The organism is Bacillus timonensis, assembly GCF_000285535.1.
Classification (GTDB): Bacteria; Bacillota; Bacilli; order Bacillales; family Bacillaceae_L; genus Ferdinandcohnia; species Ferdinandcohnia timonensis.
Genome location: NZ_HE610988.1, coordinates 189,086 through 214,621, shown reverse-complemented (window position 1 = coordinate 214,621; position 25,536 = coordinate 189,086). Strand labels below are relative to the sequence as shown.

21 protein-coding genes, 1 other RNA gene, 1 pseudogene and 1 other annotated feature are annotated in these 25,536 nt (G+C 37.3%); of the genes and pseudogenes, 19 read left to right on the top strand and 4 right to left on the bottom strand.

Annotation, left to right across the window (positions count from 1 at the left end; all coding sequences use genetic code 11):
- Positions 1–92 precede the first annotated feature (92 nt).
- From BTHG_RS18665 to dtd, 7 genes and pseudogenes are all read left to right on the top strand, one after another.
- Positions 93–374, top strand: a complete 282-nt coding sequence (locus BTHG_RS18665; RefSeq protein ID WP_042342325.1) for a post-transcriptional regulator — start codon at positions 93–95, stop codon at positions 372–374.
- Between the two features lie 294 nt (positions 375–668).
- Positions 669–2,915: a protein translocase subunit SecDF gene (gene secDF, locus BTHG_RS18660; protein WP_010678259.1), complete on the top strand. Its 2,247-nt coding sequence runs from the start codon at positions 669–671 to the stop codon at positions 2,913–2,915.
- Between the two features lie 91 nt (positions 2,916–3,006).
- Positions 3,007–3,952 (top strand): annotated as a pseudogene (locus BTHG_RS25395) (cation diffusion facilitator family transporter).
- A gap of 117 nt (positions 3,953–4,069) precedes the next feature.
- The gene (recJ, locus tag BTHG_RS18650) at positions 4,070–6,424 is read left to right on the top strand and encodes a single-stranded-DNA-specific exonuclease RecJ (RefSeq protein WP_010678255.1); all 2,355 of its coding nucleotides are present in this window, start codon (positions 4,070–4,072) and stop codon (positions 6,422–6,424) included.
- A complete protein-coding gene (locus BTHG_RS18645) occupies positions 6,424–6,936 on the top strand; it encodes an adenine phosphoribosyltransferase (RefSeq protein WP_010678254.1) in 513 nt (170 codons plus the stop codon). The genes recJ and BTHG_RS18645 overlap by 1 nt, the downstream gene beginning before the upstream one ends.
- 229 nt (positions 6,937–7,165) lie before the next feature.
- Positions 7,166–9,355, top strand: coding sequence for a RelA/SpoT family protein (locus BTHG_RS18640; protein ID WP_010678253.1), 2,190 nt, complete (start codon positions 7,166–7,168; stop codon positions 9,353–9,355).
- Positions 9,352–9,792 carry a D-aminoacyl-tRNA deacylase gene (gene dtd / locus BTHG_RS18635; protein WP_010678252.1) on the top strand — a complete coding sequence of 147 codons (441 nt, stop codon included), beginning with the start codon at positions 9,352–9,354 and terminating at the stop codon, positions 9,790–9,792. Before BTHG_RS18640 ends, dtd begins: the two co-directional genes overlap by 4 nt.
- A gap of 91 nt (positions 9,793–9,883) precedes the next feature.
- Here dtd and BTHG_RS25390 read toward each other — a convergent pair whose 3' ends face one another.
- Complete coding sequence (locus BTHG_RS25390; RefSeq protein WP_269719514.1) at positions 9,884–11,095, bottom strand: N-acetylmuramoyl-L-alanine amidase; 1,212 nt, start codon at positions 11,093–11,095, stop codon at positions 9,884–9,886.
- An 8-nt stretch (positions 11,096–11,103) separates the two neighbouring features.
- Positions 11,104–11,664, bottom strand: coding sequence for an SH3 domain-containing protein (locus BTHG_RS25985; protein WP_010678250.1), 561 nt, complete (start codon positions 11,662–11,664; stop codon positions 11,104–11,106).
- A 133-nt stretch (positions 11,665–11,797) separates the two neighbouring features.
- On the opposite strand from BTHG_RS25985, the gene BTHG_RS27140 reads away from it, so the two are divergent.
- From BTHG_RS27140 to BTHG_RS18610, 5 genes are all read left to right on the top strand, one after another.
- A complete protein-coding gene (locus BTHG_RS27140; protein WP_010678249.1) occupies positions 11,798–11,974 on the top strand; it encodes a hypothetical protein in 177 nt (58 codons plus the stop codon).
- A gap of 159 nt (positions 11,975–12,133) precedes the next feature.
- Positions 12,134–12,487 (top strand) — a binding site (T-box leader).
- A gap of 80 nt (positions 12,488–12,567) precedes the next feature.
- Positions 12,568–13,836 carry a histidine--tRNA ligase gene (hisS, locus tag BTHG_RS18620; protein ID WP_010678248.1) on the top strand — a complete coding sequence of 423 codons (1,269 nt, stop codon included), beginning with the start codon at positions 12,568–12,570 and terminating at the stop codon, positions 13,834–13,836.
- Between the two features lie 11 nt (positions 13,837–13,847).
- Positions 13,848–15,617, top strand: coding sequence for an aspartate--tRNA ligase (gene aspS / locus BTHG_RS18615; protein ID WP_010678247.1), 1,770 nt, complete (start codon positions 13,848–13,850; stop codon positions 15,615–15,617).
- A 66-nt stretch (positions 15,618–15,683) separates the two neighbouring features.
- Positions 15,684–15,873, top strand: a non-coding RNA gene (ssrS, locus tag BTHG_RS26385) — 6S RNA.
- 213 nt (positions 15,874–16,086) lie between these two features.
- Complete coding sequence (locus BTHG_RS18610) at positions 16,087–16,851, top strand: tRNA threonylcarbamoyladenosine dehydratase (protein ID WP_010678246.1); 765 nt, start codon at positions 16,087–16,089, stop codon at positions 16,849–16,851.
- Positions 16,852–16,904: 53 nt separating this feature from the next.
- Here BTHG_RS18610 and BTHG_RS18605 read toward each other — a convergent pair whose 3' ends face one another.
- A complete protein-coding gene (locus tag BTHG_RS18605; RefSeq protein ID WP_010678245.1) occupies positions 16,905–17,576 on the bottom strand; it encodes an RsfA family transcriptional regulator in 672 nt (223 codons plus the stop codon).
- Between the two features lie 287 nt (positions 17,577–17,863).
- On the opposite strand from BTHG_RS18605, the gene BTHG_RS18600 reads away from it, so the two are divergent.
- Both BTHG_RS18600 and BTHG_RS18595 read left to right on the top strand, forming a co-directional pair.
- Positions 17,864–18,784 (top strand): ABC transporter ATP-binding protein, encoded by a 921-nt coding sequence (locus BTHG_RS18600; protein ID WP_010678244.1) that lies wholly within the window; start codon positions 17,864–17,866, stop codon positions 18,782–18,784.
- Between the two features lies 1 nt (position 18,785).
- Positions 18,786–19,727, top strand: coding sequence for an ABC transporter permease (locus BTHG_RS18595; protein WP_026021894.1), 942 nt, complete (start codon positions 18,786–18,788; stop codon positions 19,725–19,727).
- 25 nt (positions 19,728–19,752) lie between these two features.
- On the opposite strand, the gene BTHG_RS18590 is transcribed toward BTHG_RS18595, so the two are convergent.
- Positions 19,753–21,054, bottom strand: coding sequence for a replication-associated recombination protein A (locus tag BTHG_RS18590; protein WP_010678242.1), 1,302 nt, complete (start codon positions 21,052–21,054; stop codon positions 19,753–19,755).
- A gap of 180 nt (positions 21,055–21,234) precedes the next feature.
- Here BTHG_RS18590 and BTHG_RS18585 point away from each other — a divergent pair, with 180 nt between their 5' ends.
- The 5 genes from BTHG_RS18585 (at position 21,235) to BTHG_RS18565 (ending at position 25,530) form a co-directional block, all read left to right on the top strand.
- Positions 21,235–21,906 carry a YczE/YyaS/YitT family protein gene (locus BTHG_RS18585; RefSeq protein ID WP_010678241.1) on the top strand — a complete coding sequence of 224 codons (672 nt, stop codon included), beginning with the start codon at positions 21,235–21,237 and terminating at the stop codon, positions 21,904–21,906.
- 15 nt (positions 21,907–21,921) lie between these two features.
- Positions 21,922–22,335 (top strand): cysteine metabolism transcriptional regulator CymR, encoded by a 414-nt coding sequence (gene cymR, locus BTHG_RS18580; RefSeq protein WP_010678240.1) that lies wholly within the window; start codon positions 21,922–21,924, stop codon positions 22,333–22,335.
- Between the two features lie 181 nt (positions 22,336–22,516).
- The gene (locus BTHG_RS18575) at positions 22,517–23,659 is read left to right on the top strand and encodes a cysteine desulfurase family protein (protein WP_010678239.1); all 1,143 of its coding nucleotides are present in this window, start codon (positions 22,517–22,519) and stop codon (positions 23,657–23,659) included.
- An 8-nt stretch (positions 23,660–23,667) separates the two neighbouring features.
- The gene (gene mnmA / locus BTHG_RS18570; protein ID WP_026021893.1) at positions 23,668–24,783 is read left to right on the top strand and encodes a tRNA 2-thiouridine(34) synthase MnmA; all 1,116 of its coding nucleotides are present in this window, start codon (positions 23,668–23,670) and stop codon (positions 24,781–24,783) included.
- An 84-nt stretch (positions 24,784–24,867) separates the two neighbouring features.
- Entirely contained in the window at positions 24,868–25,530 is a 663-nt protein-coding gene (locus BTHG_RS18565) for a tetratricopeptide repeat protein (protein WP_010678237.1), read from the top strand.
- Positions 25,531–25,536: the final 6 nt, after the last annotated feature.

Below are 25,536 nucleotides of genomic sequence, written 5' to 3'. Positions count from 1 at the left end.
TATATGCTTGATAGGTGTCCAAGCATGACAAGTATTCATTTTATAGTGTTGAAAAATGGGAGAGATGACGTGTGAACCAAGCAGAGACTCATATGTATGACAAGTTTCGTGAAACAGTTCGTCCGTTCTTAAAAAGTAAGTTGGAAGAATTCGAACTGTACGGATATGGGAGTGTAAAAGAGGATGAACTATGGAATTTCCTGATAAATAAAACATGGAGAAAAGAAAAAGAAGAAAAGATATTAAATCAGATTGTAAGCGATGTTTTAGCAGTGAAAATTGGAGATTTTATGAACTATGCAACAGTTGAGGCATTTAAAGAACCAAACTGGTTCGAGGGAGAAGGTAAAAACGTATTGGAAAAGTTACTCTAAACTTTTATAAATTTTTTGGATGTGGCAAACTTCACAGAAGCTGCAATTGACATGAAATTCGCATTGTTTCATAATTGTGATGGAGGGCAAAGGACAGGCTTTAATTGTATGAGCTCAAGAATATAAAAATTTAGTACTTTGTTTTGAATGTCTAGCTCCAGGCGCCATCGGCTCTCAGGTATAAGCCAATCGCTTCTGAAGGCAAAAACCGCCTTCTGTCAGTGCACGTCTTATGCTTGTCGCCGATAGACGAGCGCCTTGCGCTTTTCTAATTAAAGGAGGAAATACATACTTATGGTTAAAAAAGGCCGCATCGTCGTGTTTTTTGTATTGGTGCTTTTATTTGGTGCCTTAATAGGAGTTACCGGTACAGATACAGCAAAAAATATTAAATTAGGACTCGATCTTCAAGGAGGATTTGAAATCCTTTATGAAGTAACACCAGCTAAGAAAGGCGATGTTATTGACAAAGAAGCCCTTGTAAGTACGGTAAATGCATTAAATAACCGTGTAAACGTATTAGGGGTAAATGAGCCTAATATTCAAATTGAAGGGAAAGATCGTGTCCGTGTCCAATTAGCGGGTGTAGAAGATCAAGAAAAGGTTCGTGAAATCTTATCGACCCAAGCAAAGCTCACATTCAGAGATGTGAATGATAATGTACTACTGGATGGTTCCCAACTAGCTCAGAACGGTGCAAAACAAGCGTTTGACGATATGGGGAAACCAGCTGTTTCGTTAACTGTTAAAGATTCAGATGATCTTAAAAATGCTACTCAAAAAGTTCTGGACCAGGCTCCAAACAATTTAATGGTGATTTGGTTAGACTTTGAAGAAGGTGTAGATTCTTATGAGGCTGAAAGTAAGAAGCCAAATCCAAAATTTCTTTCCGCCGCAACCGTTCGTCAAGTATTTAACTCAAAATCAGTATCAATCGAAGGTGGTAACTTTACGGTTGAATCTGCTAATGAACTTGCTTCCTTGTTAAACGCAGGTGCTCTGCCAGTCGATTTAACTGAAATTTATTCAACTTCAGTTGGAGCAAAATTCGGTGAGCAGGCTTTAAATAAAACTGTTTTCGCTGGGGCAATCGGAATTTTCTTAGTGCTATTATTTATGCTTGTATTTTACAGATTCCCTGGTCTAATTGCTGCCATTACGCTAAGCATCTTTGTTTACTTAAACTTACTTGTATTTGACTGGATGAATGCGGTTCTAACCCTACCAGGTATTGCAGCATTAATTCTTGGGGTAGGAATGGCGGTTGATGCCAATATTATTACCTACGAACGAATAAAGGAAGAAATCAGGTCTGGAAAATCAATCTTGTCTGCATACCGCACAGGAAGTAAGAACTCCTTCTTGACAATTTTTGACGCGAACATAACCACAATTTTAGCTGGTATCGTTCTGTTCATTTTTGGTAACAGTGCTGTAAAAGGCTTTGCTACGATGTTAATCGTAAGTATAATATTAAGTTTCGTAACGGCTGTTTATGGCAGTAGACTTTTACTCAGTCTATGGGTAAATAGTAAATTTTTAAATAAGAAACCAAGTTGGTTCGGTGTTAAAAAGAATCAGATTCGTAATTTAGCGGATGCCGATGAGGAAGGGAATTATCCAACACGATTCGATCGCTTCGATTTTGCGAAACACAAGAATAAATTCTTTATCGCTTCTGGAATCATGGTTATCGTCGGTATTGCGGTATTGGCTATCTTTAAACTTAATCTTGGAATTGATTTTGTTGCAGGTACTAGGATGGAGGTACTTGCTGACCATCCAATTACTCAAGAGGAATTTACAGATGAACTTAGTAAATTAAATTTAGAAGCAAAGGAAATCGTTATTTCTGGTGATAATAATGAGATTGGCGTTGCTCGCTTTGCAGATGAACTCTCAAAGGACCAAGTTAACAAAGTTAAATCTCATTTCCATGACCTATATGGAGCAGATCCAAGTGTAAGTACAGTTTCTCCAACAGTTGGAAAGGAACTTGCTCGAAACGCCTTTATCGCAAGTTTAATTGCGATGGCTGGGATTATCATCTATGTTGCATTCCGATTTGAGTGGTTAATGGGACTTGCTGCCATTGTAGCGCTTTTCCATGATGCATTCTTTATGATTGTTATCTTTAGTATCACTCGCCTTGAAGTAGACGTCACATTCATAGCGGCGGTCTTGACAATTATCGGTTATTCAATCAATGATACAATTGTAACTTTTGATAGAATTCGTGAACTTTATAAGAAGAAAAAGCGTATTAAAACATATGAGGATCTTGCAAGTATCGTAAATAGTGGATTACGACAAACATTAGGTCGCTCTGTTAATACTGCTATAACGGTAATCTTTACAAGTGTTGCATTATTACTATTAGGTGGACAAGCCATTACAAACTTCTCCTTTGCATTAACAATCGGTTTAATCGCTGGTATGTATTCTTCTATCTTCATTGCAGCACAACTTTGGTTAGTTTGGAAAACAAAGCAAATTACAAAGAAACGTCCTGCAAAGACAGAGACTGAACCACAAGTATGACAGTAAAAAGTCGTGATTAATCACGACTTTTTATTTTCGTGCAACATTTTTACCTGATGAGTTATTTTTGATTTTGGATAGACTAAAAAGCATGTGTAGAAGCTACATAATCCAAACTTATGTGGAGAGGGTGAGGATTTTTTTGAAAGAGACTAATCGCTTTAAACAAGCTGAAAAAGCAATCATTATTGGAGTTATAGGAAATATATTGCTTGCAATCATTAAATGGGTAATTGGGATCCAATCAAACAGCCGGGCACTTATTGCTGATGCGGTCCACTCAGCTTCAGATGTGGCAGGTTCTGTCGCCGTTTTTATCGGAGTGCGGGCTGCTAAAAGACCACCAGATGAGGATCATCCGTATGGACATGGAAAGGCTGAGTCAGTTTCCGCAATTATTGTTGCAGTCTTACTAGCATTGGTGGGTTTTGAAATTGGGAAAGCCTCGATTGAATCTTTTTTAAACCGATTGATGTTCCTAAGACAATGGCGATATATGCCGTCGTTTTTTCAATCATAATTAAGGAAATCATGTTCCGATATAAATATAATCTTGGAAAAAAAATTAAAAGTGATGCACTTATTATTAATGCCTATGATGACCGTTCTGATGTATTTGCCTCAATTGCAACACTTGTGGGGATTGTAGGGGCCATTCTCGGTGGATATTGGGGTATTGACTGGCTTGTTTATGCTGACCCAGTCGCCGGTTTAGTTGTGGCCGTATTAATCGTTAAAATGGCATGGGAATTTGGAACAGAAGCCATTCACAATACCTTAGATCATGTTCTACATGATGATGATACAACGGAATATAGAGAGTTGGTTATGTCTGTTCCAGAAGTAAAAAAATTACAGAACTTCATGCCAGAGAACATGGACATTATGTGATTGTTGATTTAAAGATTTCTGTTGATCCATATATAACTGTAGAAGAGGGTCATAACGTCGGGAAAAAAGTAAAAGCAAAACTAATGGAATATACTGAAGTGCAAAATGTTTTTATCCATATTAATCCATACTCTGAGGATGATTAACCTTATGCAGCAAATGACTGGTTAAATCCTTCGGAGAAAGACAAGAGATTTTCAAATGTCAACGATTGTACCACATCCAATGCTCCTGTATAATAGTGAGGTTAAGGGGTGAAACTTTTGTTACAATCTAAAACTCGTTGGAAAGTAAATGAATGCAACCAGATAAATGTAAATCAATTAGCAAATGAACTACAAGTTACACCTCTAGTAGCATCCTTGCTAGTGAATAGAGGGTTTACAACTGCTGAGACTGCTCGTGAATTTCTAGAACCAGATCAGCTTGAGTTCCATGACCCATTTTTGCTTGATCAAATGGATACGGCAATTGAGCGTATTACGATGGCCATTGAAAACAATGAACGAATTTTGGTATTTGGAGATTATGATGCAGATGGTGTTAGTAGCACGACTGTTATGGTCACAGTATTAAAAGAAAAAGGTGCAGATGTAGATTTTTATATACCAAATCGATTTACAGAAGGATACGGTCCAAATGAGTCGGCTTTTCGCTGGGCAAAATCGGAAGGGATCTCCCTAATTATTACAGTCGATACAGGAATCTCTGCGCTTCATGAGGCAGAGGTTGCAAAAGAGTTAGGACTTGATCTAATTATTACCGATCACCATGAAGTTGGCCCTGAATTACCTGTAGCAACAGCAATTATCCATCCAAAAAAGCCTAATAGTCAGTATCCATTTAAGGAATTGGCCGGGGTTGGGGTTGCTTTCAAAGTAGCTCATGCCCTACGTGGGGAATTACCTACTGATTTATTAGATGTTGCTGTTATTGGAACAATAGCTGATTTAGTTCCTTTACATGGAGAAAATCGTCTCCTTGCAATAAAAGGAATAAGGGCATTACAAAATACAAAGCGTCCTGGTTTACAAGCATTACTAAAAAAAGCAAAAATCGAATACAACGATATATCTGAAGAAACTGTAGGATTTGCAATCGGTCCTAGAATTAACGCAGTAGGTCGCTTACAAGCAGCAGACCCAGCCGTTGATTTATTAATGACAAATGATCCTGAAGAGGCATCATACATTGCCGATGAAATCGATGAACTGAATAAAGAAAGACAACAATTAGTGAACCAAATGACACAGGAAGCAATCCAAGAGGTTGAAGAAAACTATCCACCTTCAGCAAATTCCGTCTTAGTCATTGCTAGAGAAGGCTGGAATTCTGGTGTTATTGGAATCGTTGCTTCTAGATTAGTTGATCGCTTTTATCGTCCAACTATTGTCTTAAGTATAGATTCTGAGAAAAGATTGGCTAAAGGTTCTGCAAGAAGTATTGAAGGTTTTAATCTTTATGAAAGCCTCTCAACTTGTCGTGATATTTTACCGCATTTTGGTGGACATCCAATGGCTGCTGGAATGACGTTGAAGGTAGAAGATGTGGCCGACCTTAGAAGTCGCTTAAATACGATTGCTAATGAAGTTTTATCATCAGAAGATTTCCAGCCGATTACAACTATTGATGCTGTTTGTAGCATCAACGATGTGTCTGTTGAATCCATTATAGAAATGAACAAACTGGCACCATTTGGGATGGGAAATCCGAAACCCACTGTACAAATAAATGATGTAGAAATCAATAATATTCGAAAAATAGGGGCGGACCAAAGTCATTTAAAGATTATTCTTCAGGATGAGTTGAATACTCTTGATGGAGTCGGCTTTGGATTAGGGCATGTTTGTGAAGGAATTTCACCTTTATCAAAAGTTTCGGTCATTGGGGAACTTTCTATCAATGAATGGAATAATAATCGAAAACCACAAATAATGTTGCGGGACATTGCGGTAAATGAATGGCAATTATTTGATATTCGAGGAATGCGAAATTTTTCTTCATACCTTGAAAAAATAATGGATGATAGGTTACAATTAATTGCATTTGACCTAAATACCGTACAAAAGCTCCTACTTACAAATAAAGATGTCTTGGTAATTTCATCGTTTGAAGAAGCAAGGGGCCTACAATTTGAATCAAAGCATGTAGTACTTCTTGACCTACCTGAAGAGGATGAATTGATTAAAACATTATTTGAAAATAGCTTTCCAAATCGGATTTATACATTATTTTACCATGAGCAAGATCATTTTTTCAGTACAATCCCAACTAGAGAGCATTTTAAATGGTTTTATGCATTTTTGGCAAAAAAAGGCCCGTTTGATATGAATCGCTATGCCCATGATTTAGCAAAATATAGGGGATGGCGGGCTGAAACAATTGATTTTATGTCAAAGGTGTTTTTTGATTTGGATTTTGTTAAAATAGACAATGGACTTATTTCATTATCAAATCAAGCTAAAAAGAGGGATTTGACGGAATCAAAAACATATCAAGAAAAGGCAAAAAAAATTGAGTTGGAAAAGCAATTATTGTATTCATCATATCAACAATTAAAGCTTTGGTTTGATGGAATTAATAATGGTTCGCAGTCGTTTGAGGAGGCACTAAATTAATGGATTTAAAAAAGTTTATAGAAATTGTTGAAGATTATCCAAAGCCAGGAATTAAATTTAAGGATATAACACCTTTAATGAATGACGGTGAGGCATATAAGTATGCTACAGACCAAATCGTGAAGTATGCAAGGGAAAAACAAATTGACCTTGTAGTTGGACCAGAGGCTCGAGGTTTCATTATTGGTTGTCCAGTAGCATATGCACATGGTGTTGGCTTTGCTCCTGTTAGGAAGGAAGGAAAGCTTCCTAGAGATGTGATAAAAGTAGATTATGGTTTAGAATACGGAAAAGATGTTCTAACAATTCATAAAGATGCAATTAAACCAGGTCAACGTGTATTAATCACAGATGACTTATTAGCAACCGGTGGAACCATTGAGGCAACAATCAATCTTGTTGAACAGCTTGGCGGTGTTGTTGCAGGGATTGCATTCCTCATCGAACTCACATACCTAGACGGTCGTAAAAAGCTTGATGGCTATGATGTGTTAACACTCATGCAGTTTTAAAGTTAATTAAAAAAGGCGCTCAAATATGAGTGCTTTTTTTAGTAGGTTCCAATCGGTAACCTGCTGGTAAAAGAATTTTTCGTCTTAAGAGGTAATATTTCTGTCATTTCCCTTTACATCTTTCAAGATTTTCAAGATAATAGTAACAATAATCTAATTTTATACTTTGTAAAAAAGATTCAAAGAATAGTTCTTTGAATCTTCAATTTCTAAAAAGGTGATAAAATCCATGGCAAACGAACAGGTCTTAACTCCTGAGCAAGTGATAGAAAATGCAAAAAAATATTTGAACGACAATGATATTGAGTTTATTAAACGTGCATACAAATTTGCAGAAGAAGCTCATAAAGAGCAATTCCGTAAATCTGGTGAACCATACATTATCCATCCTGTACAGGTAGCCGGTATTTTAGTTGATCTTGAAATGGATCCATCAACCATTGCCGGCGGATTTTTACACGATGTTGTGGAGGACACAAATGTCACCCTCCAAGAAATCAGTGATGCGTTTTCTTCTGAAGTAGCAATGCTTGTTGATGGGGTTACAAAATTAGGGAAAATTAAATATAAATCGAAGGAAGAACAACAAGCTGAAAATCATCGAAAAATGTTTGTTGCAATGGCCCAAGACATTCGTGTTATTTTAATCAAACTGGCCGACCGTTTGCATAATATGCGTACTCTCAAACATCTCCCACCGGAAAAACAGCGGCGGATTTCCAATGAGACACTTGAAATATTCGCTCCATTGGCCCACCGTCTCGGTATATCTAGAATCAAATGGGAGCTTGAGGATACAGCCTTACGCTACTTAAATCCACAGCAATATTACCGTATTGTTAACCTCATGAAAAAGAAACGTGCGGAACGTGAGGAGTATCTTGAAGAAGTGATTAAGGAAGTAAAAGATCGGGTTGATGAGGTTTCAATTAAGGCGGATATTTCAGGTCGACCTAAGCATATTTATAGCATTTATCGTAAAATGGTTCTTCAAAATAAACAATTTAATGAAATCTATGACCTTCTTGCAGTACGGATTGTAGTAAATAGTATTAAAGATTGTTATGCGGTTTTAGGAATCATTCATACTTGTTGGAAGCCAATGCCTGGTCGATTTAAAGATTACATTGCAATGCCGAAGCCAAATATGTATCAATCCCTGCATACAACGGTAATTGGGCCAAAGGGCGACCCACTTGAAGTGCAAATTCGAACAGTAGAAATGCACCAAATTGCTGAATACGGGATTGCAGCACATTGGGCGTACAAAGAAGGCAAGCAAGTAAACCAACAGTCTTCATTTGAAGAAAAATTAACATGGTTTCGTGAAATCTTAGAGTGGCAAAATGACGCGACTAATGCTGAAGAGTTCATGGAGTCTTTAAAAATTGATTTATTTTCAGATATGGTTTTCGTTTTTACACCAAAAGGAGACGTTATTGAACTACCGTCAGGTTCTGTTCCGATTGATTTTGCATACCGAATTCACTCTGAAATTGGAAATAAAACAATTGGAGCAAAAGTAAATGGTAAAATGGTAACCTTGGACTATACACTAAAAACAGGGGATATCATTGAAATCTTAACTTCGAAGCATTCCTATGGTCCTAGTCAAGATTGGGTGAAGCTTGCCCAGACGTCACAAGCAAAAAATAAAATACGTCAGTTCTTTAAGAAGCAGCGCAGAGAAGAAAATATTGAAAAAGGGAAAGAACTTGTTGAAAAAGAGATTCGGAACCTTGAATTTGAAGTAAAGGATATTTTGACACCTGAAAATATCAAAAGGGTTGCTGAAAAATTTAACTTTTCAAATGAAGACGATATGTATGCTGCAATTGGGTATAACGGAATTACTGCTGCACAAATTGCAAATCGTTTAACTGATAAACTTAGGAAGCAACGAGATCTTGAACAAGTTGCAGAAACTGTCTCTGAGGTGAAACAAGTCTCAGCACGCTCAAAAAGACGTGATTCTGGTGTACAAGTTCAAGGAATAGATAATCTACTAATCCGTCTATCAAAATGCTGTAATCCAGTACCTGGAGATGAAATTGTCGGTTTTATTACAAAAGGTAGAGGTGTTTCTGTTCACCGTGCTGACTGCCAGAATGTTCATACAAAGGATGCCCAGCAGCGTCTAATTGAAGTTGAATGGGAAAGTAATTTAAACGATCGGAAAGAGTTCAATGTTGAAATTGAGATTAACGGATTTGATCGTCGTGGCTTATTAAATGAGGTTCTTCAGGCCGTGAACGAAACAAAAACAAATATTTCTGCTGTGTCAGGGAGATCTGATCGAAACAAAATGGCAACCATCAATATGTCTATTTCTATTCAAAATGTGAGTCACCTTCATAAGGTTGTTGAACGAATTAAACAAATTCGTGATATATATTCTGTTCGTAGGGTGATGTCATGAGAGTTGTCGTACAACGTGCGAAAAACGCATCAGTAACTGTTCAAAATGAAAAAGTGGGTTCCATAGATAATGGTTTAATGCTTTTAGTGGGTATCACTCATTCAGATACAATAGAGGATATCAAATACGTGGCTGATAAAATTGTCAATCTCCGTATCTTTGAAGATGATAATGGGAAAATGAATTTATCACTGCTAGATATAAAAGGAGATATCCTTTCCGTGTCACAATTTACGTTATACGGAGATTGTCGGAAAGGACGACGGCCAAATTTTATGGATGCTGCAAAGCCTGAATTTGCGGAAAAGATGTACGACTTTTTTAATGCAGAGATTCGAGAAAAAGGTGTACATGTTGAAACAGGTTCATTCGGAGCAATGATGGATGTTCAATTTACAAATGATGGACCTGTCACATTGATAATTGAAAGTAAATAATCTAAGAGTTCCAGATGCTGCCGGCGCTTGAAGCTTGACAATCAAAAATGCCTCAAAAGCGATTTGCTTTTGAGGCATTTTTACTTGGGGATTAGTTTGCTTTAAAATATTGAGCAAGTCCATAATAAATTCCGTTTGAGACATTTTCCTGAAAGTTATTAGTATTCACAGTATATTCTTCCGTAGGGTTACTAATAAAACCTAATTCCAATAAGACAGAAGGATTTCGATTTTCTCGTAACACCTGATAATTACCTAGTCGATGTTGTCTGTTTTTAAAACCAGTGTTTTTGACCAATTCTGATTGAATTGTTGAAGCAAGGCCAACATCGATATTTTTGTAGTAATAGGATGTTACCCCACGTACACTTCGGTCATTAGTGCTATCATAATGAATACTTACAAATGCATCTGCATTTCGATAATGAGAGATACTAACCCTGGAACGCAGGCTAACATAATTATCACTATTCCTTGTCAGCACTACGTTAGCTCCTGATGCACTAAGTTTATCAAAGACTATTTTTGCTGTGCGTATATTAAGGGTTTTTTCATAAGTCCCACTAACCCCAATTGCTCCACTATCGTTTCCGCCATGTCCAGGATCGATAACGATGGTTTTTCCTTTTAAATATTGATTAATTCCAGGGCGTTCAACAATTGTTTGTGAACCATTAATCGAAACTAACCACCCTGCAACATATCCAATTTTATTTCCGGGAAGGTTAATTTTATACCAGTCACCTTCCTTGGCAAGCATTGCAAACGTATCACCTTCATTTGCACGTGCAACTACTGATTGTGAAGTAGAAGAGCCTGAGCGAATATTTGTCCCATTATAAAGGATTTTTACCGTTGACTGCCCGGCACTTGGTGTTTCGGTTGGTGTTTTCATCTGAACTTCAAGATACCAACTTGCAACCCAACCAATATTCCCATTTGCTAATCTTATACGACTCCAATTATTTACTTCTTCTTCAATTGTTACTTGATTTCCTTGCTTAAGACTTCCAATGATTTTACCAGAAAGGGATCCATTATCCCGTACATTTAAGCTAGATGCGGTAACAACGCCGATTTTTCCTTGACTTGAAGGACTTTGCGGTGGTGTAGCAGGCTGAGAAGGTTTTTCCTCTGTAGAAGAAATACCTGCAACAAAATTTCTATGTATCCAGCCAGAACTACCGCCAAACTCAATTTCTAACCAGCTTTCTCTTTCATTTGTAATGGTCACATTTGCATTTTGCTTTAACTTTCCAATAATTCTTCCTTGTAAATTAGGCTGGTCCCTTACATTTAAAATGGAAGCAGTTATTGTTCCTGTTTTTTTGAAGTACTAGCATTTGAACCAGGTTTTGAATTCGATGAACCAGATGTTTGCTTGGCCGCGACAAATTGCGAGGAAACCCAACCAATATGTCCATTTAAAGAAATTTTTGTCCAATTGTTATTTGCTTCAATAAACCCAGCCTCAGTTCCTTTGTTTAACGAACCAATTACTTGAAAGTTTGTCCCAGGACCGCTGCGAAGTCTTAGTCCATCCACGGTTGAAACAACTGTTGATGAAGAAACGGTTGGTTTGGGGTTGGACTGGTTTTCTTTAATAAGCCAGGAAGCTACCCAGCCAGTTTTCCCTGAGGAAAGCTGCAGTTTAACCCAATCACCTTTTTTATCGATGATTGTGTATTTTTCTCCCTGTTTGACCTGCGCATTTCTTGCATAAGATAACCCGGGACCTTCTCTCACGTTTAAAATAGGAGTATCAATGATTGCGAATGTTTCAGCATTTGTTGGTAGTCCAGGGTTCGTCGTAATTGAAAATACAATTGCGAGGATGAACGCAAGTCCAAATTTTAAAATCTTGTGTAACACGTAAAAAGCCTCCTTGAGTAAAAAAACATAGCTTTATAAAGATTCGCTAAAAATAAAAAAAATCCTGTTTTTATAGAAAGAAAATCTAAAAAAAGGGAAAGATATATTTTAACACGAAAAAGGGGCGAATAGGATGAGATTTAGTGAGAAAAGCAACAATGTTCAAAACACAGGAGGAAACTTATTCGGAGTTGATTTCCATGATTTTATTCAAAAAGAGCAGTCATCAACATATGTTGAATTAGCTAGTGAATTTGGTGTTTCTGTTAAAGATGTTCGAAACCTAAAAAAGCAACTACATCGTTCCTAAACATATTTTCTTTAAATAAAAAAATTAACTCATAAACTTGACACAAACGAAGTTCATACGTATGATTATATAAAATTCTTCAAAAAAATTCTTTTAAAAAAAGATGTTTTCAAAACTTCACAGCTTATCATTTGGTGTTGTTTTGAATAACCGTTATATTTTGAACCAGTGATGGGGAACAGTAGATAGGACTACACATGAATAGAGAGGGAATGTCATAGGCTGAAAACATTCCTACATGATGACTTATTGAACGAACACCTCGTAGGTTTCTCTCTGAAAAAGCGAATGCTCTAGTAGGAGTTGAACGTTTCAGGCGTTAACTGATTGAGTGAAAACTAAAGTCTCTTCAACAACCAAGAAGGTCGTGGTAGTGAGTTTTCGAGAAACGAATTGCACGTATTTGGTGCATGAGTATCGTAGAAAACGAAGCTAACGAAGAGTTTCGTGCATACTTGCGCGTTTAGTTTTAACTAGGGTGGCACCACGGGAATCCAAGCTCTCGTCCCTACAATTTATTGTAGGGATGGGAGCTTTTATTATTTTTTGGAGAAATGGTAATGTACATAACCTTAAGTAAGGAGGAGTAAAAATTGGTTAATATTCCTAGAGGAACGCAGGACATTCTTCCAGGTAATGTGGAAAAATGGCAATATATTGAGGAGAAAGCTCGAGATATCTGCAAAAGATTTAATTATAAAGAAATTCGGACACCGATTTTTGAACATACAGAACTATTTTTACGTAGCGTTGGGGAAACCACAGACATTGTCACAAAAGAAATGTATACTTTCGAAGACCGTGGAGAACGTAGCCTTACCCTTCGACCAGAAGGTACTGCAGCAGTTGTTCGCTCATATGTAGAAAACAAAATGTTTGGCAACCCATCACAGCCAACTAAACTTTATTATTGTGGCCCAATGTTCCGTTATGAGCGACCACAAGCTGGTCGTTTCCGTCAGTTCGTGCAATTTGGTGTTGAGGCATTAGGTAGTAATGATCCAGCAATCGATGCAGAAGTCATTGCATTAGCAATGGAAATCTACAAATCACTGGGTTTGAAAAAACTAAAACTTGTTATCAATAGTCTAGGTGATAAATCCAGTAGAAGTGCACACCGTGATGCATTAATTGCACATTTTTCACCTAGAATTGATGAGTTTTGTTCAGACTGTCAATCTAGACTTGAGAAGAATCCAATGCGTATTTTAGATTGTAAAAAGGACCGTGACCACGAATTAATGCATTCTGCACCTTCTATTCTCGATTATTTAAACGAGGAATCAAGTGAATACTTTAGTAAGGTTAAGTCTTACTTAACAGAATTACAAATTGATTTCGAGGTTGATTCTGGTCTTGTTCGAGGGTTAGACTACTACAATCACACTGCATTTGAAATTATGAGTGATGCGGAAGGCTTTGGGGCCATTACGACATTATGTGGGGGAGGACGTTACAATGGTTTGGTTGAGGGTCTTGGAGGGCCTGAAACACCAGGAATCGGTTTTGCATTAAGTATCGAAAGACTTTTAGCTGCCTTGAATGCTGAAGGTATTGAACTACCAGTTGAGGAGAGAGTAGACTGCTATGTTGCAGCAATTGGAGAGGCTGCTTCTGCAAAATCCGTAGTGTTAATTAATAAACTTAGAAAAGCTGGTTTAGTAGCAGAAAAAGACTATTTAAATAAAAAAGTAAAAGCCCAATTCAAAGCAGCAGACAGATTACATGCTAAATTTGTTGCCATTTTGGGAGACGAAGAGTTAGAAAGAAACGTAATTAACGTGAAAAATATGGAATCTGGAAATCAGGAAGAAGTCCAAATTGATCAATTCATATCATATATACTTGAAAAAAGTCATTAGGAGTGGGAAACATGTTTGGAAGAACGTATTATTGTGGTGAAATCACCGAACAAGCAATCGGCGAAAAAGTAACATTAAAGGGATGGGTTCAAAGACGAAGAGACTTAGGAGGACTTATTTTTATCGACTTAAGAGATAGAACAGGAATCGTCCAAATTGTATTCAACCCGGAAGAATCAAAGGAAGCGTTAGAATTAGCTGAAACGGTAAGAAATGAATATGTATTGGATGTAGATGGTATTGTTGTTGCTCGTGATGAATCAACAATAAATAATAATATTACAACCGGAAAAATTGAAATCAAGGTTGCTGAAGTGAAAATCATAAATGAAGCAAAAACTCCTCCATTTATGATTGAAGACCGCTCTGAAGTTTCCGAGGATTTACGATTAAAATATCGTTATTTAGACCTTCGTAGACCTGCTATGTTTGAAACATTCAAAATGCGCCATAATGTCACTAAATCAATTAGGGATTATCTCGATAGTGAAGGATTCCTTGATATTGAAACACCAATTTTAACAAAGAGTACTCCAGAGGGCGCTCGTGACTATCTTGTGCCAAGTCGTGTACATCCAGGTGAGTTTTACGCACTTCCACAATCACCACAGATCTTTAAACAGCTCTTGATGGTGGGGGGATTTGATCGTTATTACCAAATTGCACGTTGTTTTAGAGACGAAGATTTACGTGCGGACAGACAGCCGGAATTTACACAAATTGATATTGAAACGTCTTTCATGAGTCAAGAAGATATCATTGCGATGGCTGAACAAATGATGAAAAAGTTAATGAAGGATGTTAAAGGAATCGAAATTGAGCTTCCATTACCACGATTAACATATACTGATGCAATGAACCGATATGGCTCAGATAAACCTGATACTCGTTTTGAAATGGAATTGATCGACCTATCTGAAGTCGTGAAGGAAAGTGGCTTTAAAGTATTCAGCAATGCTGTAGCAACTGGTGGGCAAGTTAAAGCAATCAATGCAAAAGGTGCCGCGAGTAACTATACACGGAAAGACATAGATGGTCTCACTGAATATGTGAATCGTTATGGTGCGAAAGGACTTGCGTGGTTGAAGGTTGAAGAAGATGAGTTAAAAGGCCCAATCGCTAAGTTTTTCGATGCTGAAGAACAAAAGGCTTTAAGAGCTGTATTAGAAGCATCTGCAGGGGACCTACTCTTCTTTGTAGCTGATAAGCCGAATGTAGTAGCAGATGCACTTGGAGCATTACGATTAAAACTTGGTAAAGAGCTTGATTTAATTGATTCTTCTAAATTTAATTTCCTTTGGGTAACTGATTGGCCACTGTTTGAGTTTGATGAAGAAGATGGACGTTATTATGCAGCACACCACCCATTTACAATGCCAGCTAGAGAAGATATCGAACTCCTAGAAAGCAAACCATGGGAAGTAAAGGCACAAGCATATGACCTTGTTTTGAACGGCTATGAGTTAGGTGGAGGCTCACTTCGTATTTTCGAACGTGATATCCAAGAGAAAATGTTTAAAGTGTTAGGATTTACCGAAGAAGAAGCAAACGAGCAGTTTGGATTCTTATTAGAAGCATTTGAATATGGTACACCACCACATGGCGGTATTGCATTAGGTTTAGACCGACTTGTAATGCTTTTAGCAGGTAGAACAAATCTACGTGATACGATTGCATTCCCTAAAACAGCAAGTGCAAGTGACCTTTTAACAGATGCTCCAAGTGAAGTGAGCAAAGCACAATTAAACGACTTGTATTTGTCGTTAAATGTTCGAAAATAGCGAACAAAACCCTTTTTGGTCAACTTGTATAGAACGTATGTCGTGTGTTATTATTGTGACATATAAGAAGTCCTGATGTGTTTGTCGTATAACCTATTGTTTTGACCGAACAATAGATTATACGGGAGCCCGGAGTTTTCAATTTGCGTAAATGCCCCATTCATTGCATTAGGGGACTTACAAAGGTTGAAACAGGGTACCCACCTGCGGTGAGCGGGTTCAAAACTAAGGCATCGACGACACGATTGGGACTTCTATCGTTTTACTATATGATGAAATAAATCCCTGTTTACTTTTGGTGAACAGGGGTTTTTTATGTTGAAAATACATAAATTCATATAGAAATTCTTGAAATTAGTTGAAGTATGTTATATTCTAATTCTGGTAAAAATACAAAACAAGCTAAGCTGAATTTAACTTTATTCAGTCGGGGTTCACCCACGATTGAATAGTAGATGGAGTTGAAGATATGTTACACCAATTTTCACGAAATGAATTAGCAGTAGGAAAACAAGGGGTGGATATCCTTAAAAATAGTACAGTAGCTGTCCTTGGAGTGGGAGGCGTTGGTTCTTTTTCTGTAGAGGCGCTAGCACGTTCTGGTGTGGGGCGATTGGTACTCGTTGATAAGGACAATGTGGATATAACCAATATTAATCGTCAATTACCTGCTTTACTTTCTACAATTGGTCAGTCTAAAGTCGACATTATGAAGGAACGTATTGCTGATATAAACCCTGATTGTGAAGTAATAGCTCTAAAAATGTTTTACACGGAAGAAACATTTGAAGAATTTTTTAGTTATGATCTAGATTTCGTTATTGACGCATCTGATACAATTATTTATAAGATTCATTTAATGAAGGAATGCCTAAAGCGTAATATTCCAATCATCTCAAGTATGGGCGCAGCAAATAAGATGGATCCAACACGTTTTAAGATTGTGGATATTTCAAAAACTCATACGGATCCAATCGCAAAGGTAATTCGTACAAAGTTACGAAAAGAAGGAATTCACAAGGGGATTCCTGTCGTGTTCTCTGATGAAAGCCCAATCGTTATTCGAGAAGAAATTCGTCAGGAAATTACCGATGAGGGTGCAAAAATCCGTAAAGCAAAAATGCCACCATCTTCAAATGCATTTGTTCCATCAGCTTGTGGGTTGATTATGGCGAGTTATGTTGTTCGTGAACTACTAAAAGACATTAAAATCAAGAGAGTAAAAGATGAGTAAAAAACGTGGCCAAAACGGCCACGTTTTTTATTATGTCTAGTTCGAGCACTTTTCTATTTAGCTAATTGTTCGAGATTGCCGTTTTTATCCATTCGAAATGCCGGTGAATTACGATCCTCTGCATCTTCAAACATAACTAGGCGTCTTGCACGATCCATGATTTGTACAAGTGCTTGGTAGTCTTCTTGAATGATAGTCTGTTGATCAGACAACTTTTCAAGCCTTTTTTCAAGTTCTTTTGTTTTCTGTTTTAATGATTCGTTTTCTTTACGTAATCGATTATTCTCCATCTCTAATTGACTGGAAAATAGATTATTCTTTTGTAGGGAAGATAAGAAAGAAATACAATCTTCAAGTGTAATTGAATGAGACATCGGGATTAATTCCGCAGAAACCTCTTCTACATAAACGGGTGTAGCCGGCTCTTCTACGAGTGTATTCTTTTTTACTTCTTCTTTTGTCATTGGTGATGATTCTTTATTCAATCTTTCTAATGCTCTTTTTCTTTCTTTACGCTGTTTTTTTGCAATTGCAATTGCTTGTTCATAATTATTGCGGACTTCAGCATTCCATCTGAACCCACAAGCTGCAGATGTACGATTTAATTTATCGCCGACTTCATCGAATGCTGCTAATTGAGTTCCACCTTCACGAATGTAGCGCAATACGGTTTCTGCTAGTAAGAGATCATCCTCATGTGACCATGCATCTTGTCTCACTTTCATTTAATAACCAACTCCCTATTAAATCTAAATAATAGATTTTTTCTTTATATCTAGCATGACCACGTTTTTTTTGTTTTATACATTACTAGTTTTTTTGAAAGCAAAAATACTACATATTGCGTACTATGATTGCATTACCAATGTAAAGAAATTGTTAAGTTCTCTTATAACCTAAAAAAATGGGAACTTTTTTCTTTATAATACGTAAGTAGTAACATCGCATTATCCGGAAGATGTGAAGGAGATTCTGTTAACACGAATCTCACAAACTGTTAGGGGGAAAAAGTGTGCAACCAGTTTTACAGTTGAAAAACGTCAAAAAAACTATCGGTAAAAAAGATATTATTAAAGGAATTACCTTTGATGTGTATCCAGGAGAAGTATTCGGGTTTTTAGGACCAAACGGTGCGGGGAAAACGACTACCATACGGATGCTTGTTGGACTTATGTCTATTACAGACGGTGAAGTTATTATTAAAGGAACAAATATTGCAAAAAACTTTGAACAAGCTGTTCAGCATATTGGGGGAATTGTTGAAAACCCAGAAATGTATAAATTTTTAACAGGCTATCAAAATCTACTTCACTATGCTCGGATGGTAAAAGGTGTAACGAAAGAAAGAATTCTTGAAGTGACTGAACTAGTGGGATTAGGAAAAAGAATTAATGATAAAGTCAAAACATACTCACTGGGGATGCGTCAGCGTTTAGGAGTTGCACAAGCGTTATTACATAACCCTTCTATTTTGATTTTGGATGAACCAACCAATGGATTGGACCCTGCAGGAATTCGCGAGGTTCGTGATTATGTCAGGAAGCTTGCTAGAGAAGAAGGTCTTGCTGTAATCGTCTCTAGTCATTTACTTTCTGAAATGGAAATGATGTGTGACCGGATTGGAATCATTCAAAATGGTAAATTAGTGGGTGTACAAAAAGTTACCGAATTTGTGAATGAAGAAGCTAGTATACGGGTTCAGTTTCAAGTAGATTATGTAGAAAAAGCATTATCAATTCTATCAACTGAATACTCAGCACTTGAAGTGGTACAAACGGATAAAGGAATCGAGATTTTAACGGATCAGGAAATGATTCCAAAAATAAATGCTAGTCTTGTAAAAAATGAGATTCAGGTGTATGGAATCATGCAGCTATCGAAATCACTAGAAGATCGATTCTTAGAAGTAACAGGAGGTAGTGGAATTGGGTAATATCTTCAAACTTATTCAGAATGAAAATATGAAAATTTACCGTCGCGTTTCAACATGGATAATGCTTGTTATTCTGGTCGGAGCGGCACTAGTTATGGGAATCGTTATGAACGCAACAGCTTCAGATTCTGCTGATGAAAATTGGAAACAAAACATACAGCAGCAAAATGAGATGTATAAGGCAGATATGGAGAATGAAGACTTGCCGGATATGGTAAAGGATATTTCAGAACGAGAATTGGCAATAAATGAGTATCGACTCGAACATGACATAGCTCCGGTTGATACTAGATCGACGTGGAATTTTATGACTATTGCTGCGGAAATTGTTTCATTAATCACATTATTTACAATCGTTGTAGGGGCAAGTAGTGTTGCATCTGAGTTCACATGGGGAACCATTAAATTACTGTTAATTCGTCCAGTATCAAGAGCGAAGATCCTCCTATCTAAATATCTAGCAACCATTCTATTTGCGTTATTTTCCTTAGTTCTGCTTTTTGTAGTTTCATTCTTAGTGGGAAGTATATTCTTTGGAGTAGGTGGCTCCACACCACACCTCGTTTATAGAGATGGTGCAGTGCATGAAGTTCATATGGTTTCACATATTCTAGGGATTTTTGGGTTGAAATCAATCAATTTAATCATGATGTCAACATTTGCTTTCATGATTTCAACGATTTTTAGAAATAGTGGCCTTGCCATTGGATTAGCGATTTTCTTAATGTTTGCAGGTGTAAACGCAACTGCCATACTTGCTTCGAAGTTTGATTGGGCTAAATACATCTTGTTTGCAAATACAGATTTATCTCAATATCTTACTGGATATGTTTTAGTTGAAGGAATGACAATGACATTTTCAATTATCATGTTGATTATCTATTTTGTTCTATTTAATGCATTAACATGGTTCGTCTTTACGAAACGTGACGTGGCGGCCTAAACAAAAGGGGGAAGAAATAGTAATCCTATTTCTCCCCCTCTTTTTGTAATTGCTCAAGTCGATCGTATACTTTTGAAAAATACTTCTCTTGTCCATTTTGTTTCGGTTTGAAGTATTTTCTGTTTTTTAATAGGTCTGGTAAGTATTGCTGTTTTACCCATCCATTCGGGTAATCATGTGGGTATTTATAACCGATTCCATGACCAAGCTCTTTTGCTCCATTATAATGGGCATCTCTGAGATGAGCTGGAATCTCCCCGATATTTCCTTTACGAATATCTTCAATTGCCTTATCAAGAGAACGATACGCACTATTTGTTTTTGGTGATAAACATTGTTCAATCACAACATTTGCAAGTGGAATACGTGCTTCGGGTAGTCCTAAGCGTTCGACAGCTTGGCATGCTGCTACAGTATGAACGCCAACCTCTGGAGCAGCGATTGATATATCTTCATAGGCAATGACCGTAAGACGTCTGCAGATTGAAACTAAATCACCGCCTTCAATCAGTCTAGCTAAGTAATGTAAAGCTGCGTTCACATCACTACCTCGAATACTCTTTTGAAGACTGGATAGCAATGAATAGTGCAGATCGCCGTCTTTATCATGGGAAAATCCCTTATTTTCTACACATTCCTTTACAAGCTCAATATCAATTTCAATTTCTTCATTTTCTCTTGTTTTTGAAGCCATTACGACATCCTCTAACACATTCATCGCAGAACGCGCATCCCCCTTTGTGGATGAAGAAATGATGTCGATTGCTTCTTCTGAAATTGAGATTTTCATAGACCCAAGCCCACGTTCTGAATCGGTTAAAGCACGCAGAATTAATTCCTTAATATCTTCTTTTGTTAATGGTCGAAGCTCTTTAATTTGACCACATCTACTTCGAATAGCGGGGTTTACATCATGGAAGGGATTCTCCGTTGTTGCCCCAATTAATGAAATTAGGCCACGTTCAACATGTGGAAGCAAGTAATCCTGCTGTGCTTTGTTAAAGCGATGTACCTCATCTATAAAAAGGATTAATTTTCCTTCTGCTTTAGCGGTCGATACCGCATCCTCAATATCTTTTTTTCCTGCAGTTGTTGCATTGATGGAGATAAATGGCATATCTACCGTTCCAGCAATTGCTGTTGCAATCGAAGTTTTTCCTATTCCAGGTTCCCCATAGAGTAATATGGATGGAACATGTCCATTCGTAATCATTTTATAAAGGGCCGTATCCTTGCCGATAATGTGCTTTTGCCCAATTATTTCTTCAATATGCGTGGGGCGCATCCGATATGACAAAGGTGCTTCGATAAGTGATTCAAAAAGCAAAAAATTCATCCCCTTAACCAAGGTCTGGTGTTACTACATCAACTTTATCATACGTTTGCAACTGATAAAATACAAATGCACTCCAATTTATGATATAATGTCGTGAGTTTAAAAGAAATATAACAATAAAATAGAGAGTGTTATACAGCTGTGAGAGACACGAGAGGCGGAGAGAAGTAAATGCGGGTACAATCCAGCTTTAGCCACCACATGTTGAAGTGGTTCACTTTTTTTATAGGTTTATTATTTTTGTCCTTAGGTATTGTCATTATTATCAAAGCAGACCTTGGGGCTTCACCATGGGATGTTTTGCATATTGGGCTTTTTAAACAAATTGGTCTTACCATTGGCTCTTGGTCGATTATTGTCGGCTTTTTTGTTTTGTTCCTTTCCTCACTATTATTAAAGCGACTGCCTCAAATCGGTGCTTTTTTAAATATGATTTCAGTCGGTATTTTTATTGACATGTTTATGATGGTTCCGTACCTCGTAACTCCTGAAAGTTTTATTGGAAAAATCATGATGCTGCTAGTAGGACTTATCATTAACGGCTATGGAATGGGAATTTATATTTCGGCTAAAGTGGGAGCCGGTCCACGAGACAGTCTGATGTTAGCACTAACCGAACTTTCTAAGTGGAAAGTGCAATATATTCGTTCAGGAATGGAAATTATTGTACTAACGATAGGTTGGTTGTTAGGAGGGCCTGTTTTCGTTGGAACATTAATATATTGTGTGGGTATAGGTTATATCGCAGGATTTGCATTGCCACAATGTGAAAGAATGTATGTTAGATTGAAACGCAAACTGGAGAAAACACCAGTTATCGAGATAAATCATTTCAGTAATTAATTAGGGGTGTAAAGAATGAAAATATCAACAAAGGGAAGATATGGACTAACAATCATGATTGAACTAGCAAAAAATCATGGCAAAGGCCCTATCTCATTAAAATCGATTGCTGCCAAACACGAGCTTTCCGAACATTATCTTGAACAATTAATTTCTCCCTTACGCAATGCAGGCTTGGTAAAAAGTATTCGTGGTGCATATGGAGGATATATTCTTGGAGATGAGCCTGAAAAAATTACGGCAGGTGATGTCATCCTTGTCCTTGAGGGGCCTATTAGCCCGGTAGAAGTTTTAGAGGATGAAGAACCTGCAAAAAGGGAATTATGGATACGAATTCGAGATGCTGTAAAAGAAGTGCTAGATAGTACAACACTTGAAGACCTCGCAAGCCATAGCGATGGTAACGATGCATATATGTTTTATATCTAATCAAAATATGCAATAATCTTAAAGTCATTAACCTTATTTTATCGTAGCATTTTTAGATGAAATAGGGTTAAAGCCTCCGGCGGATGCCACGATTTTTGCAAGGAAATTTCTCGAGTGTACTCGAGAAAAATCGGGCGTAAATACGCTAAGGCGCATTTGAAAAAATAAAGGAGGGCGCATTATGCAACATATTTATTTAGACCATGCAGCTACATCGCCCATGCACCCTGATATTGTAGAAAGTATGCTTCCATACATGACAGAAATCTTTGGTAATCCGTCAAGCATTCATTACTTTGGCCGTAAAAGCCGCCATGCCGTTGATGAGGCAAGACAAACGATTGCTACTAGTATTCATGCGAAACCAAATGAGATCGTTTTTACAAGCGGCGGTACAGAAGCAGATAATTTAGCAATAATGGGAACAGCCTTAGCTATGCAGGAAAAAGGCAAACATATTATTACGTCTGCTATTGAACATCACGCTGTTCTTCATACATGTGAACAACTTGAAAAGCAAGGCTATACAGTTACGTATTTACCAGTTAATGAAGCTGGACTTATTTCTGTAAAGGATGTTGAAGCGGCATTAACACCGGAAACCATTCTTGTTACAATCATGTTTGGCAATAATGAAGTAGGGGCTTTGCAACCAATCAAGGAAATTGGAGAACTCCTTCAAAAGCATCAGGCTGTATTCCATACTGATGCTGTTCAGGCATACGGACTGGTTGATATAGATGTGAATCAGTACAATCTTGATTTACTTTCTGTTTCTGCTCATAAAATCAATGGTCCTAAGGGAACCGGATTTTTATTTATGAGAGAAGGTAAAAAGGTAGCTCCACTTTTATTTGGTGGCGAACAAGAAAAGAAACGACGTGCTGGTACGGAGAATGTTGCTGGGATTGTTGGTTTACAAACAGCAGCAACATTAGCAAAACAAACTATGAACGAAAAAGCGGCATTATACGTGGACTTTAAGAAGAAATTTATTTCAATCTTAAAAGAGCAGGATATTTCATTTGAAGTAAATGGTGATCTATCCAAATCCCTTCCACATGTATTAAATATTTATTTTCCTGGAACAAATGTCGAGTCAATGTTAGTGAACCTTGACTTATCAGGGATTGCCGCTTCAAGCGGGTCTGCATGTACTGCTGGGTCGATTGACCCTTCACATGTACTAGTTGCTATGTTTGGAAAAGATTCAGACCGAATTACTTCGTCCATCCGTTTTAGTTTCGGTCTTGGAAATACAATGGATGAAATTAAAACGGCAGCATTAGAAACAGCAAAAATCGTCACACGATTAACGAAATAGGAGGTGGAATTATGAAGGATCCAAAAGATACCCGTGTTGTGGTCGGAATGTCTGGAGGAGTTGACTCCTCTGTAGCGGCACTTTTATTAAAAGAACAGGGCTATGACGTCATCGGGATATTTATGAAAAACTGGGATGATACCGATGAGAATGGTGTTTGTACAGCAACGGAGGATTATGAAGATGTGATTCGCGTCTGCAACCAAATCGGTATTCCTTATTATGCAGTCAATTTTGAAAAGCAATATTGGGATAAAGTGTTTACCTATTTTTTGGATGAATATAAAGCAGGCAGAACGCCAAATCCTGATGTAATGTGTAATAAAGAAATCAAATTTAAAGCCTTTTTAGAGCATGCTTTAACGCTTGGTGCGGATTACTTAGCAACTGGCCACTATGCTCAAGTTGAAAATAGAGACGGTGAATACAAAATGCTTCGCGGTGTTGATGAAAATAAGGATCAAACCTATTTTCTAAATCAACTTACTCAGGATCAACTTTCAAAAGTAATGTTTCCAATCGGTAATATTGAAAAACCAAAGGTGCGTGAGCTTGCAAAAAATGCGAACCTTGCGACTGCCACAAAAAAGGATAGTACCGGTATTTGCTTTATCGGTGAACGTAATTTTAAAGAGTTCTTAGGCAATTATTTACCTGCTCAACCAGGTGAAATGATGACCTTATCAGGTGAAGTAAAGGGTAAGCATGATGGTTTAATGTATTATACAATTGGTCAACGTCACGGCCTAGGCATTGGTGGAAGTGGTGAACCATGGTTTGCAATCGGTAAAGACCTAGAGAAAAATATTCTCTATGTTGACCAAGGTTTTCACAATGAATACCTCTATTCTGATTCCATCTTAGCTACGAATGTAAGCTGGGTGTCAGATAACAGACCAGAAAAAGATGTGAAATGTACGGCTAAATTCCGATACCGTCAACAGGACAATGCTGTTACTGTTCAAAAGGTTGACGAAAATACAGTAAAAGTGATTTTCGATGAGCCTATCCGCGCGGTAACACCTGGACAAGCTGTTGTGTTTTACAATGGGGATGAATGTCTTGGTGGAGCGACAATTGATAAAGTCTTTAAAAATGGCGAACGCTTAACGTATGTTGGCTGAAGAAACCTCAACTCTAGCTTTAGGGTTGGGGTTTTCCTATGTTATAATATGAACTGCACAAAAGTTAATTGGAGTTGAATAACATTGGATTTAAATAAACAAGGTATTGAATATATGCAAGAGGGAAATTACGAAGAAGCTGCAAAATGTTTTTCACAAGCCATCGAAGAAAACCCTAAAGAGCCTATTTATTATGTGAATTTCGGGAATTTATTATCAGCAGTAGGAGATCCTGAACGAGCAATTGCTTTTTTTAATAAAGCACTAGAAATGGACAAGGAACTGGGAACGGCTTATTACGGAATAGGTAGTCTTTTGTACAATCAAGAAGATTTCATGAAAGCAAAAGATATGTTTGAAAAAGCCATAAAAGCAGGTGTAGACAATAGCGATACATATTTTATGCTAGGAATGACTTTGATTCAACTTGGTCAGACAAAGTTGGCAATGCCTTATATGAAGCGTGCGGTTGAGTTAAATGAAAATGATGTTGATGCATTATTTCAGTACGGTCTCTGCTTAGCAGGTGAATCTGTTATTGATGAAGCGATAAACACATTCCTTCGTGTAATTGAATTGGAACCTGCGCATTCGGATGCTTTTTACAATTTGGGTGTAGCCTATGCTGGTTTTAAAAACGATAATAAAAAAGCACTCGAAATGTTTGAAAAAGCGTTAAAGATTCAACCAGAACATGTCCTTGCGGCAAATGGTAAAAAGATTGTTAGTGACGCTTTAAGTGAATAAATGAGG

Coding starts and splice junctions, on each gene's coding strand:
- BTHG_RS18665 (WP_042342325.1), top strand. CDS start 93: ATGTATGACAAGTTTCGTGAAACAGTTCGTCCGTTCTTAAAAAGTAAG.
- secDF (WP_010678259.1), top strand. CDS start 669: ATGGTTAAAAAAGGCCGCATCGTCGTGTTTTTTGTATTGGTGCTTTTA.
- BTHG_RS18645 (WP_010678254.1), top strand. CDS start 6,424: ATGGATTTAAAAAAGTTTATAGAAATTGTTGAAGATTATCCAAAGCCA.
- BTHG_RS18640 (WP_010678253.1), top strand. CDS start 7,166: ATGGCAAACGAACAGGTCTTAACTCCTGAGCAAGTGATAGAAAATGCA.
- dtd (WP_010678252.1), top strand. CDS start 9,352: ATGAGAGTTGTCGTACAACGTGCGAAAAACGCATCAGTAACTGTTCAA.
- BTHG_RS27140 (WP_010678249.1), top strand. CDS start 11,798: ATGAGATTTAGTGAGAAAAGCAACAATGTTCAAAACACAGGAGGAAAC.
- aspS (WP_010678247.1), top strand. CDS start 13,848: ATGTTTGGAAGAACGTATTATTGTGGTGAAATCACCGAACAAGCAATC.
- BTHG_RS18610 (WP_010678246.1), top strand. CDS start 16,087: ATGTTACACCAATTTTCACGAAATGAATTAGCAGTAGGAAAACAAGGG.
- BTHG_RS18605 (WP_010678245.1), bottom strand. CDS start 17,576: ATGAAAGTGAGACAAGATGCATGGTCACATGAGGATGATCTCTTACTA.
- BTHG_RS18585 (WP_010678241.1), top strand. CDS start 21,235: ATGCGGGTACAATCCAGCTTTAGCCACCACATGTTGAAGTGGTTCACT.
- cymR (WP_010678240.1), top strand. CDS start 21,922: ATGAAAATATCAACAAAGGGAAGATATGGACTAACAATCATGATTGAA.
- BTHG_RS18575 (WP_010678239.1), top strand. CDS start 22,517: ATGCAACATATTTATTTAGACCATGCAGCTACATCGCCCATGCACCCT.